Here is a 12,849-nt window from a genome sequence, read left to right as displayed (position 1 = left end):
GCAGTTTTTGCAAACTGCTTTCCCAATGGGAGTAATACGGGATTTCCACGTTCCGCTTACTGAAGTACATCGGCTTAGGTGCCTGCTATCGACCGGGAGGCGTATGGGTCACGAATGCGTAGTCGAAAGACGCAATTCCCACCTCCATTACCGTTTTGGTTCGAGCGTATCAGCCATTTCCGCTCGTTCAACTTGACGATCGTTACGCAGATTCACATGTGTTCACCATACCGATTATCTAGCCCTTGTCCGGCTATGGCTGCCAGAAGGGTACGCCTCTCACGATTGATACCCCGCACCTTGCGGTGCCTCGTTACATTGTCGAAGGCGCTCTTTATTCAGCCTTCTAGATTCACCCGGTGACACGGGTGGTTCCCGCAGGGGGAACAACTTCATTAAGCGACTTCGTGTCGCACCTCGACCCAATTATTGCAAATCGGTAGATTGCCATCATCCAGATAGCGGCTTAAAGCTGGCCAACGCTTCAGAGTGTAATTGATGGCCTTGGCGGTGGGAGAACTCGATGGCACTGTCAGATGATGTTGGTTGAGCCATTCATATAGTTGTTGCATCACTGGTTGACTATGCTGTTGTCGGTATTCGCGGCGGTCTTCCGCTGTACCATCGGTCTTTTTCCTGAGCTCTGCTTCTATCGCATACAGTTTCTGAATCAGCACTAATGCCTGTTCAGCGACCTGACTTTTCCCAGTTACATGCAGTTCATGGAATTTACGACGTGCATGCGCCATGCAGCCCACCTCAATGACATCGCCTGATTTAAAGCGTGCTTTATAACCACTGTAATCATCACAGACTAGATAGCCCTGCCAGCCTTTCAAGAACTCTTCAGCATGCTGGCCTGAACGACTATCCTGAAAGTCATAGATCACCGCCTGAACTGGATTGTACTGTGTAGTGGCATAGGCCCAGACATAACCTTTCTTCGGTTTTTTATTATTCTCACCCATCCGCATGATGGTGACCGGTGTTTCATCTGCATGCAGCACCTGCTGTTGTAGTACCACCTCTTTTAAGGCATTGGCCAGAGGTTCCAGTTCTACACCGCAGCGACCTATCCAGTCAGATAAAGTTGATCTAGAAAGTTCGATTCCCGCCCGCTGATAGATCAGACATTGACGGTACAGCGGCAAATGATCGGCATACTTCGATACCAGCACATGGCTGAGCAATTCAGGTGAAGCAATGCCTTTATCAATCACATAGGCGGGCATCGCTTGCTGAGTCAGAGTGTCACACTGATCACAGACCCATTTACCACGCACATGCTGTTCCTTATAGAACTGTGCCGGTCTGAAATGCAGTTTTTCACTGACATCTTCGCCGATACGACGGAGTTGGCAGCCACAAGCACATTGGGTTGATGCAGGTTCATGCTCAATACGGATGGTGTGTAGATGATCTGGCAGTGGTCGACGTTTAGGTTTATTGGTTTTGGCTTTCTGTGTCGCTGCATTAGTTTTATCTGCATTTAGCCGTTCCAGTTCTAGATCAACCGCGGCAATATCTTCTTCAACCGCTTCATCCCACAGATGGATTTGTTTTGCCGTTAAGTGTTCATTCTTTTGGGCGAATTTGTGCTTTTTAAACAGCGCCAGTTCATGCTCGTATTTTTGATTGAGAATAGAAAGATGTTGAACTTTAGAATCTAATTGCTGGTTTGATTGTGCTAGAGACTGATGCTGCATCGCCAACTGCCGGGTAAATTCCAGCAGTTGTTCATGGGTCAGTTGGCTTAAGTCAGGCAGCGTATTCATGACCGCAGTATGCCTGAGGTCATGAAGAGAATGAAATAGAACGTTTGGAGAATAGCAGAATAGCCGAGCTTGGTTTAGAGCATTGTTACCACTTGCTGTCGTCCAATGCGCTGCCAGGGCAAACCCTGGATTAATGCCTGTAACTGTTCCGGGTTGAGGACCACGGTTTCACCTTGGTGAACTTGAGCCCAGTGGAATTTTCCCTGTTCCAGCCGCCTGGCACACAGCCAGATGCCCAGTCCATCATGTACCAGCACTTTCATACGATGACCACGTTTATTACAGAACAGGTAGGCGCAATGCGGTTTGATGTAGCCAAAGGCTCTCACCACCTGAGCCATGGTCGTATCCATACCTGCACGCATGTCCATGGGCTGGGTAGAGAGCCAAATTTCATTGATACGGATCATGTTGCCAGTGCCTTGAGTAATTCTGCCAAGGCAGGTATTTCTGATGTCTGCCATTTTAGCTGAATATCATTATTCGTATGAGGCACGGTGATACACAACGTGATCCTCTCATCAATAGGTTGGCTGATTGCAGCAGTGTAAGGCAAAGCAATAAATGCTGGATTCACATGAGTAGGATCCTGCACGGCACCATCATGATGGCTGAAGATCCTGATCCAACGACTGACAAGGTTGGCATTAATACTATGTTGCAGTGCGACCGAAGCGATCGAGGTATTAGGATTTTTGCAGGCATTGACAATACTGAATTTGAATTCTTTGCTGTATGTTCTGCGTTTTTTAGCAACAGGAGGTGTTGCTGAATATATATCCATGTTCATAGATTAAGTCCCCACTTGTTTTTAGGTGGGAACTAAATTAAGGCTTATAGGATCGCTTGGTAAGGCTGTGTTAGCTGGATGCTTACTTTCTTTTACCTTAATAACGTATTTTTTTAACGGCAGCATACCTTTTGAAACACCACCAAATTATTTATGTTCCACCAGCACATATACTTCCCTATCGAAAAATCTGATAAGAATTGATTATTTTGATACAAAACCTGAAAACTGGGAGTGCTTATATGGACATATATAATATTTCCGGATAAATATAAAACTACTCCACAAGAAGAAAGGCAGAATTTAATCTCAGTCCGAAGTAACAGTACTCTCAAAGACCAAATGTAAAGAAGCATACTTAAGAAAATAAATTTCAATAATGCATGAGGATGTAATTAGTTTCAGGGTGCTAAGAAAGTGTAGCAACTTGCTACACTTTTTCGCTTTTTTGAATCAGCTGTTTTAAGAAATCTTCTAATTGTAAGAGACTGGCTTCGTCAATTTCCGAGATATTCAGAGAAACCTTAAGCTGTTTTTGATTCAGTTTGATATTCCCCGCAATCTTACCGGCATATTCAATTTTTCTGACCACGGATGTTGTGGTCAGTTTTTCTGGATTCTGACTCAATAGTTTTTCAGCATAAGTAGTAACTTTGCTTTGCTCGAGTTTTTTGTCTTTTAATTTTTCCCAAGCTCCGAGTAAGGCCACTTCGGCTTCAGAGAGTTGTTCAAGATGATCCGATAGAAATTTTTTGAATGCAGTTGCAGCAGTACGGCCTAGCAAGCCTGGTTCCACATCAAGGTCATTTAAAATTGCTTGCGGCAGTTTTTCGTATGCTAAATACTTGTACATATCTTCGCGATTTAAACCCAGTGAATTGGCTAAACGTTGCTTGTTTTTCTTTAATTTCTCATCAAGTGAGTTCAGGCCAATAAAAATCTCATAATCTGTCAGATCCTGACGCTTTAAATTCTCTGCCAGGGTTAACAAAGATGCTTCTACATTATTTGCATCAATTATAATGGCTTCAATCACAGACTTTCCGAGTAATTGATGTGCCCGTAAGCGTCGCTCGCCTGCAATCAGTTCATATTTCAGATTATCCAGTTTACGCACTGTAATGGGCTGCAAAAGGCCGATTTCATTAATAGAATCCGCCAGTTCTTTTAACTGTGACTCTTCAAATATTTTACGCGGCTGGTTTGGACTTCGGCTGATATCCTCAATAGGGACATTACGTCTAAACTCTTTCGGCTCTTTAATATTGTCTTTCTGTGCTTGCTGATGTTTTTCTGTATTCTGTTTCAGTTTCTGAGCTAAAAGCTCTTTGGTGCTTGCCATAATGCTCTCAGGTTTTAATTTTCACTACAATTTCATTGGCAAGGCTTTCAAAAGCCTTACGTACTTTTGAATTTTTTTCTACTTTCAAAAGTGGTTGTTGCAGAATCGCTGCTTGATTGACTTTAGTACTTTGAGGAATTGTGGTTTCTAAAATTTTACCTACCTGTTTCAAGGCTTCATCCCGAATCAGCTTACAGACATTCTGACGTTCATCATGCTTAATTAGTAAAGCGCCTAAAAGCTCTAAATCTGGATTAATACGTTTGATTTTTTCAAGATGATTTAAAAGATCTGTTACCCCATACAATCCATATTGTGATCCTGATTCGATAGGGATAATGACATGTGTTGAAGATGCCAAGGCATTGCTTGTTAATAATTTAAGGCTAGGTGGACAGTCGATCAATATAAAATCATAAAGATCTTTTAATAGTTTTAACTTGATATTTAACTCTTCAGAAGGACGGGGAGCTTCTTCTTTTAGTTGATCTTCAGTTTTTCCTAAATTTAAGGAACCATAAATTAATGATACTTTTTCAAAGTTCGTTTCTTCTTGTAATGCATCTGCCAACAACGAAATATCGCCCACTAGTAATTCTGCTGTAGTGACAGCAATTTCGCTTGGATGTTGGATCCCAATGTGTAAACTTGCGTTTGCTTGAGGATCTAAATCAATGACTAAAACTTTGTAGCCAAGATTGGCAAGTTCTGAGGCTAGGTGTACAACAGTCGTTGTTTTGCCACATCCGCCTTTATGGTTAGCAACAGTAATAATTTTTGCAGACATGCGTGTCAGATGCTTCCTTATTTCAATGTTTAGTAATATAAATAACTTTCATTCATCTTACTATAGTTTTTAAATTTATAAATCCTATTTATTCAGCTGTAAAACAACTTAAAAAATAAATTTTTAACTAAGCTAGCTTAATTAAAAATTAGAATAATTAGTTATTTAGCTAATTAATAATTAGGATCATATTTTTATTATATAAAACAAGTGCTTGTAACTTTAAAAGTGGAAGGTTTGTCACTATAAAGTGGAAGGTTTGTCACTATAAAGTGGAAGGTCTGTCACCGTAAAGTGGAAGGTCTGTCACTATAAAGTGGAAGGTTTGTCACTATAAAGTGGAAGGTCTGTCACTAGGGTGGAAGGTTTGTCACTACTATTTTTATAACTGCTATTTTTATTTAAAAATAATTTAAAAAACAAATATTTAAGCTGTTAATAAAGTCTCATAACTAAGCTTTAAAGGTGGAAAGATTGTCACTGTATCTTCTTAACCTGTGGATAATCTGTTTTTATTGGATATTTCCTGATGATTATATGTGCAGTTATACCTTTTAAATCTAACAAAAAGGTGGAAGCCTTGTCACATCAGGGTTTTTATCTGACTTAACCTAACTAGACCTGAATGAAAAAAGTAAAAATAGACCTTCTGAACTGTAATTTCGAGACTAAAGGTGGAAGGTCTGTCATCATGGGGTGGAAAGATTATAATTAATTCCACTTTAAGTGCAGGAAATCGGCTAAAATGCTTCTTTTTGATGACAAACTTTCCACTTTTAGAATATTGTGGTGAAAGTCTTGAAAGTTTTTCCACTTTTGTATATAAAAACTAAGTTAAATTATAAATATCACGGTTATGACAGAATCTGAACCATTGCAAGAAGAATCGAATTATATTCCTTACTGTATAGGCAACATTCGCCATAATGGCGTTGTCAGTACCAGTAACCGTTTAATTCGCCCAATCGAATTATCAGCCAATGAATATAAGGCACTTTTATATGCAATGGCGGTTGCGAATTATAGTGAGAAAAATAGGGTAGATGGTGAAATTACCGAACAAACTTATATTTATTTGTATAAGGATGATTTGGCAGATTTACTAGGATTAAATAAACGTAATTCAATTAATGTTGCAATAGATCGGATTTATAAAGAGCTTTCATCCCGGGTAGCTCATTTTATTATTGAGGAGCCAGCTGATAATGGTAAGAGAAAGACTAAAAAAGTACATTCTGTCGTTCCCATTATCCGTGAGTTAAGATGGGAAGATGATTCTAAAAATGCGATTCAGATTCGTTTTACCAGTGAGGTGTTGCCGTATTTCACTCAACTGGCTGGGGGTAATTTTACTACCTATCAGCTAAAACATCTTTTTGCCCTAGATTCTGTTGCCAGTATGAGTCTTTATACTTATTTCATTAAAAACGAATTTAAGTACGCCAATCAAAAGAGTTATGAAGTGCCATTACTTTTAGAAAACTTGAAAGCACTGATTGATATTAATGAAACCAAATATGATCGCTGGGTAGATTTTAGACGCTATGTATTAGACAAAATAGTGGCAGAAATTAACGAAAATACAGATCTACAGTTAGAGTATGAAACCGTTAAGAAAGGCCGTCCAATTGTAGGTGTGAATTTTAAACTGCATCATCGGATTGCTGATAAGGCACTGGATGAATTTGCAGTGATTGAAAAAATCTATCTTGATGTTCCATTTGAAGACAATGCATCCGTAAAAGAATTAGGGGCTAAATTCGATATGAATGTACGTTCTTGGTATATTTTTAATAATGATGAAAATTATCAGCAGTTCAAGAAGTGGTTTAAAAAAGTAGGATGCCTCACTGACTCTCAAGCAAATATTGTCATTAATGACACTTTATTCCAAATGGATTTTGCTGAAATTGGTATGGGGTTGAATGACTTTAAACGAAATATGAAGCATAAACTTAAAAGTAATCCGGAATTCGTCCATAGTATTCGTGAAAGACTGAATGATATTTTTGGTAAAGAGTTGATCTAGCGAAAAGTGTAGCAACTTGCTACACTTTTTAGATATATGTTCGTAAAGAATACAAGTGGTAAGGACCTTAGGATAAAAACGACTCTGTTGCATAAAGTGTGAAAATTGAGACTGAACCGTACCGGGTTTGTCGGAGACCAACTTTCTTGAGAGAATGTTCCAATGACAAAACCAAAATATACCCCTGAAATCAGAGAAAGAGCGGTTCAATTATTGATTGAATCTGAAAAAGATTATCCTTCTACTTGGGCTGCAATCACAGCTATTGCACCTAAGATTGGTTGTACTCCTGAAACATTGCGTGTTTGGTATTTAAAGCATATGGATCAACTAAATCCTGCCAAAGTACAACAGATATCTGACCAAGAAAAAATGAAGCAAATGGAACGTGAAATTAAAGAATTAAAACGTGCCAATGAAATTCTACGTAAAGCAGCCGCTTTTTTCGCCCAGGCGGAGCTCGACCGCCCACACAAATAATGGTGGATTTTATCCAGAACAATAAAGATCGATATGGTGTTGAAGCGATTTGTAGAATTTTACCGATTGCAGCTTCGACCTATTATCGGGCTTTAGATCTCGTTGATAACCCAGAACATCGAGCGAAACGTGCTCTGCATGATTTATATCATGCAGAGCAAATCAAACGTATTTGGAAAGAAAGTTTAGGTCGATATGGTGTGCGTAAGGTCTGGCAACAATTGAAACGTGAAGGTTATGTTATCGCACGTTGTACAGTTGCTCGATTGATGCAGAAGCTAGGTATACAAGGTGTTTGGCGTGGTAAGAATAAACAAACCACCCGTAGCCGAGATGATCAAAAACGAGCAGATGACTTAGTAAAACGCAATTTTAATGCAGATCATCCTGACCCTTGCGAAGCAATGCTTCTCAGGTCGCTGACTTCACGTATATTCAAACTCATTCAGGCTGGGTCTATACCGCCTTTATTATTGATGTGTTCTCGCGAGCAATTGTTGGATGGAAAGTATCAACACGTATGAATACAGATATGGTGCTCGATGCACTGGAGCAAGCATTGCATGATCGAGGCATGCCAAAGAACGTGATTCATCATAGTGACAGAGGCGTGCAATATCTTTCCATTCGTTATACCAATCGTTTAGAAGCAGCAAATTTACGAGCATCAGTCGGTACGACCGGTGATTCATACGATAATGCTTTGGCTGAAACGGTGAATGGCTTATACAAAACAGAGGTGATTGAATATTTAAAAGCGGATTGGCAAGGTTTAGCAGATGTACAACTTGCGACACTAAACTGGGTAGATTGGTTCAATAAAGAGCGTGTACACAGTGCACTGGGTTATGTATCACCTTTTGAGTTTGAAGCAATGTACTATGATAAGATTAACCCGTTAGGTCAGGTGGCCTAACTTAAATAAAAAAGTCTCCGACAAACCCGGTACGGTTCAGTTCACAAACTACATTACAGGTCAGTCTATTTTGACAGATGGTGGAATGGTTTACCGTTAACATCAATATAAGGAATACAAAATGAAAGCAGCTCGTTTTTATGACCGAGGGGATATTCGAATTGAAGATATCCCTGAACCGAAAGTACTTCCAGGCACAGTTGGAATTCAAGTTGCGTGGTGTGGTATTTGCGGTACGGATTTACATGAATTCATGGAAGGTCCTATTTTTATTCCACCTTGTGGTCACCCACACCCAATTTCGGGAGAATCTGCACCTGTAACAATGGGACATGAATTTTCAGGCGTGGTTTATGCAGTTGGAGAGGGTGTAGATGATATCCAAATTGGGCAACATGTCGTAGTTGAACCCTACATTATTGCTGACGATGTGCCGACTGGCCCCAATGATAAGTATCATTTATCAAAAAATATGAACTTTATTGGTTTAGGCGGACGCGGTGGTGGTCTTTCTGAAAAAATTGCAGTTCAGCGGCGTTGGGTACATCCTATTTCAAATGATATTCCTTTAGACCAAGCAGCATTGATAGAACCTTTATCTGTCGGTCATCATGCCTATGTCAGAAGTGGCGCAAAAGCTGGCGATATCGCACTGGTTGGTGGAGCAGGCCCAATAGGCTTACTTTTATCTGCTATTTTAAAGGCTAAAGGTCTCACGGTTATCATTACTGAACTGAGTGCAAAACGTAAAGAAAAAGCGATAGAAGCGGGTGTTGCCGATTATGTACTAGACCCATCTAAGGTTGATGTAGTTGCTGAGGTAATGAAAATTACAGAAGACCGCGGTGTAGATGTCGCTTTTGAATGTAGTAGTGTCAATAAAGTCATGGATACACTCGTTGCAGCAATGAAACCAACTGGTGTAGTCGTTATCGTTTCTATTTGGAGCCATCCTGCCACAATTAATGTGCATAGTGTGGTCATGAAAGAGCTCGATATTCGTGGAACGATTGCTTATGTCAATGACCATCAGGAAACCATCCGTTTAGTCGAGCAAGGTAAGATTAATCTAGAACCTTTTATTACCCAACGTATTGCATTAGATGATCTTGTTTCTAAAGGCTTTGAAACGCTGATTCATAATAATGAGTCTGCTGTAAAAATTATTGTTCATCCATAGTAAAGCCTAATTTGAATAAGCTAGAAATAAACTCTATGTAGCTATTTCTAATATCTTTATCGATAGAGAATGAGTCTGTACGTACAGATTCATTCTCAAATTTACAGTGTTGAGTGCCAGTATGATTTTGATCATAGAGCCTAGTAAAGATATAAGGCTTTGTTGCATAAATATGTAAGCATCTGATTTAAATAGATTTAATTTTAGATCAAAAAATAATCAAAACTTTTAAAATCATATAGTTATGAAATCTTTGTGCAACAAAGCCGTTGCAGGTGGAAAACAACACAGCGCTGGTGAGTTATTTTACGAACCGACCATTATTGCCGATGTAACTGCAGAGATGGATGTTGCAACTCAAGAAACTTTTGGACCATTAGCTGCAATTTTTAAGTTCGAAACTGAGCAACAAGCAATTGAGATGGCCAATGCCACAGAATTTGGTTTAGCTGCTTACTGCTACACACAAGATTTAGGTCGTGCGTGGCGCATGAGTGAACAACTCGAGTACGGTATGGTTGGAATTAATAAAGGCTTGATTTCAAATGAGGTTGCACCGTTTGGTGGAATTAAACAGTCAGGTTTAGGGCGCGAAGGCTCAAAATATGGCATTGAAGATTATCTCGAAATCAAATACACCTTATTTGGAGGATTAGGCTAATGAGTAATGAAAAATTTGAAAAAGGTTTAGCGATTCGTAAACAGGTGCTTGGCGAAGCTTATGTCAATAATTCGATCAACAATGCTGATGATTTTAACTTACCTTTACAGGAACTGGTCACGGAGTATTGTTGGGGGGCGGTCTGGGGACGTGAAGAACTGAGCAAACCTGAACGTAGTCTAATTAATCTGGCTATGATATCAGCCTTAAACCGTCCGCATGAATTGAAGCTACATGTTAAAGGAGCTTTACGTAATGGCGTGCCTAAAGACAAAATTCGAGAAGTACTCTTGCAAGTAGCAATTTACTGTGGCGTGCCAGCTGCTGTAGATAGTTTCCGTATTGCAAAAGAAGCAATTTTAGAATATGAACAGGAAAATATTTAAAAATTTTACCAATCAAAGGTTAAAATTATAACCGCATTATTAAATGCGGTTATTCTATTTGCGATTGAAACCTATGAATACTTTCAGCATAAGAAATATTGACAATTAAAGTGAGTAAATCATTACCATATATCAAAATTAATGAAAATTTTGCCACTTGATATCAATTTAACATAATCAATGTTATACGAAGTACAGCAACAACATTTGTAACTCCAAAATAGAAATGTCCGGTTTCTCCAAAGTAAAGAATACTCGCTTTTGCGATTATCGAAGCGTACGGTTTGATATGTTGGTGTTTATGTCGGATAAAGAACTTAAACGATTGTCGGTCTTGCAAGAAATCTGTGATCAACGCATCACCCAATCTCAGGCTGCTCAGCTACTTCACATTTCAGAACGCCAGATCAGACGCTTACTGAAAAAATATAAAGCTCAAGGTCCATCTGCATCAGCTCCTACTGCACATGGTCAAACCTGTAATTCCAAGCTCCTTTTAGACTCAAGTGGCTGAATCTAGTGCATGAAAAGCTGACCAGCATTCATGGATTCAATATTTTAACGAAAACACCGCATTCTTGGATGATTGCAGCTGACTTATTAACGGCTCATATCATGATTAATTTGAAGGACATGCTGATAAATGTAGTCTGCTAATGTTTATTGACGATGTTGCCTCAAACTATAGCAGCCGGTGAGATCAACTCACATGACTTGTTATTCCCATGTAGAAATATACTGGCTAACAAGCAAATAGAAAGATAATTAATATTATTTTATTAAAATAGGTATATAATAAGAATATTTAATATATTTTACTATTTTAATAAAGTTATGAGTAAATATTGTACCATTCAAATTTATCAGGATGACCAGTGGCTTGACTGTGCAATTGTTGAGTTGATGGGTGAAAATGAGCATGGTTGGCAAACACCAACTCGTACTTCATATTTATTTGAATATGCAATTTCTTATATGGACTTACATGATGGCCATGCACTCGCCTATCATTTTCCTGTGAATGTACAAAATAAAATTAATGAAACTTGGCCTGCTTTCTTAATGGATTTACTTCCACAGGGCTATGGTCGTAAAGAATTATTAAGACAACTAAATTACAGTGAAAATGCACAAGAACAAGCAGATTGGGCACTTTTAAAAGCTGGAGCTGGCAACCCGATTGGACATTTACGTATTAAAGAAGCTCATGAGTGGCTGCAAAGGAGCTTTCCGACTGATCAAAATATAGGCTTTAGCCTAAGTGAGATTATAGAACGAAAAGAGCACTTCATTGAATCGCTCGCCTCTTATGGCTTATTCATTGCCGGCTCTTCAGGTGTTCAAGGTGAATGGCCAAAGCTACTCCTCTCCCAAGGACATGATGACCTATTTTATTTAGATCACACACTTGCAGATCATCAGGTAAAAAAACATTGGTTAGTGAAGTTCAGTCGTGGTAGTGACGAAAGCCTGAATAAAATTTTAACTAATGAAGCACACTATATGAAAATTGCTCATTATTTGGGTTTACGCGTACATGAGGAATTACAATTACATGGTAAAACCCTGTTTATTCCAAGATTTGATCGCTACGTACAGGATGGAAAAGTCCAGCGTATTGCACAGGAAAGTCTTGCATCTCTAAGTGGAAAAGCTGGTTTTGGTATTAGGATGACTCATAATCAAATCTGTGAATTACTCACACAGTGTTGTAGTCATCCGAAAGAGGAGATCTTCGAATATCTTAAACGTGATTTGGCCAATGTTGCCTTAGGCAATAAAGATAATCATAGCCGCAATACAGCGATACAACGCTTGAATAATGGCATTATACAACTGACTCCACTCTACGATTTTGCACCGATGTGGTTACATCCTGATGGTATCGCACGAACGACTCGTTGGGAAAAAGATGATCATGGTGGTATGCCAATTTGGCGTTCAGTGATTGAACAAGTCACAGCGAAAACTGGTATTGAACATCATGAAATTCAGGCAGAGTTAGTCAAGCAATTACCCCTCTATCGAGGATTGATGGCCGAAATGAACAAATTGCAGATCTCTCAGGAGATTTTGCAAAATAGTCAGTACCGGATTGAAAATATATGCCAGCAGATTCAGGAGTTAGCACGTGGATAAGCGCTATAAACCTATGACGGCAATTGAGCAGTTAAGAAAGCGCCAAGAAATATTGGAGACGATTAATCAAAATCCTGACTGGCCATTTTACAAGGTTGCTCGTTATATCCGAACTGAGCTTCATTTGACTTTAAATGAAATGGCTAAAATCACAAAAATAGCACCCCAAACTTTGCAAAAAATGGAACAGCCCAATAGTAATCCGACTTTGGAATCTATGATGAAACTCCTAAGCACCTTTGGTTTAAAGATTGTTATTAGATATTGAGTTAAAAGTTATTAATTCAAAGGTAAGCATCCGGCTAACACAGCCTTACCAAGCGATCCTATAAGCCTTAATTTAGTTCCCACCTAAAAACAAGTG

At 39.1% G+C, this 12,849-nt stretch carries 9 protein-coding genes, 4 pseudogenes and 1 other annotated feature; of the genes and pseudogenes, 8 read left to right on the top strand and 5 right to left on the bottom strand.

Translation table 11 applies throughout. From position 1 onward, the window contains the following. Positions 1–416 precede the first annotated feature (416 nt). From FTU69_RS06570 to FTU69_RS06550, 5 genes and pseudogenes are all read right to left on the bottom strand, one after another. Positions 417–1,775, bottom strand: a pseudogene (locus FTU69_RS06570) (IS66-like element ISAba25 family transposase); the annotation flags it as partial. 74 nt (positions 1,776–1,849) lie between these two features. After that, positions 1,850–2,185 (bottom strand): IS66 family insertion sequence element accessory protein TnpB, encoded by a 336-nt coding sequence (gene tnpB / locus FTU69_RS06565; RefSeq protein ID WP_179990954.1) that lies wholly within the window; start codon positions 2,183–2,185, stop codon positions 1,850–1,852. Next, positions 2,182–2,565: a transposase gene (locus FTU69_RS06560; RefSeq protein ID WP_179990955.1), complete on the bottom strand. Its 384-nt coding sequence runs from the start codon at positions 2,563–2,565 to the stop codon at positions 2,182–2,184. The genes tnpB and FTU69_RS06560 overlap by 4 nt, the downstream gene beginning before the upstream one ends. A 430-nt stretch (positions 2,566–2,995) precedes the next feature. Continuing rightward, a complete protein-coding gene (locus FTU69_RS06555) occupies positions 2,996–3,907 on the bottom strand; it encodes a ParB/RepB/Spo0J family partition protein (RefSeq protein ID WP_119879449.1) in 912 nt (303 codons plus the stop codon). A 7-nt stretch (positions 3,908–3,914) separates the two neighbouring features. Then, positions 3,915–4,694 carry a ParA family protein gene (locus FTU69_RS06550; RefSeq protein ID WP_179990956.1) on the bottom strand — a complete coding sequence of 260 codons (780 nt, stop codon included), beginning with the start codon at positions 4,692–4,694 and terminating at the stop codon, positions 3,915–3,917. An 856-nt stretch (positions 4,695–5,550) separates the two neighbouring features. On the opposite strand from FTU69_RS06550, the gene FTU69_RS06545 reads away from it, so the two are divergent. The 8 genes and pseudogenes from FTU69_RS06545 (at position 5,551) to FTU69_RS06510 (ending at position 12,753) form a co-directional block, all read left to right on the top strand. Continuing rightward, entirely contained in the window at positions 5,551–6,723 is a 1,173-nt protein-coding gene (locus tag FTU69_RS06545; protein WP_127800989.1) for a replication initiation protein, read from the top strand. A gap of 162 nt (positions 6,724–6,885) precedes the next feature. After that, positions 6,886–8,119: pseudogene (locus FTU69_RS06540) on the top strand (IS3 family transposase). Next, positions 7,161–7,277, top strand: a sequence feature (AL1L pseudoknot). Its footprint overlaps the pseudogene before it by 117 nt. Before the next feature lie 121 nt (positions 8,120–8,240). Continuing rightward, complete coding sequence (locus FTU69_RS06535) at positions 8,241–9,299, top strand: 2,3-butanediol dehydrogenase (RefSeq protein ID WP_004281883.1); 1,059 nt, start codon at positions 8,241–8,243, stop codon at positions 9,297–9,299. Positions 9,300–9,561: 262 nt separating this feature from the next. Then, positions 9,562–9,960, top strand: a pseudogene (locus tag FTU69_RS06530) (aldehyde dehydrogenase family protein); the annotation flags it as partial. Further along, a complete protein-coding gene (locus tag FTU69_RS06525) occupies positions 9,960–10,346 on the top strand; it encodes a carboxymuconolactone decarboxylase family protein (protein WP_177155611.1) in 387 nt (128 codons plus the stop codon). The pseudogene FTU69_RS06530 and the gene FTU69_RS06525, both read left to right, overlap by 1 nt. Before the next feature lie 301 nt (positions 10,347–10,647). After that, positions 10,648–10,966 (top strand): annotated as a pseudogene (locus FTU69_RS06520) (helix-turn-helix domain-containing protein); the annotation flags it as partial. A 214-nt stretch (positions 10,967–11,180) separates the two neighbouring features. Then, positions 11,181–12,485, top strand: coding sequence for a type II toxin-antitoxin system HipA family toxin (locus FTU69_RS06515; protein WP_180004308.1), 1,305 nt, complete (start codon positions 11,181–11,183; stop codon positions 12,483–12,485). Beyond that, the gene (locus tag FTU69_RS06510) at positions 12,478–12,753 is read left to right on the top strand and encodes a helix-turn-helix domain-containing protein (RefSeq protein ID WP_016658816.1); all 276 of its coding nucleotides are present in this window, start codon (positions 12,478–12,480) and stop codon (positions 12,751–12,753) included. The genes FTU69_RS06515 and FTU69_RS06510 overlap by 8 nt, the downstream gene beginning before the upstream one ends. The last annotated feature ends 96 nt before the right edge of the window (positions 12,754–12,849 follow it).

Source organism: Acinetobacter sp. YH12134, from assembly GCF_013418555.1.
Taxonomy (GTDB): Bacteria; Pseudomonadota; Gammaproteobacteria; order Pseudomonadales; family Moraxellaceae; genus Acinetobacter; species Acinetobacter indicus.
Note: the sequence above shows the minus strand (reverse complement) of the source record. Positions and strands in the feature narration are given on the sequence as shown.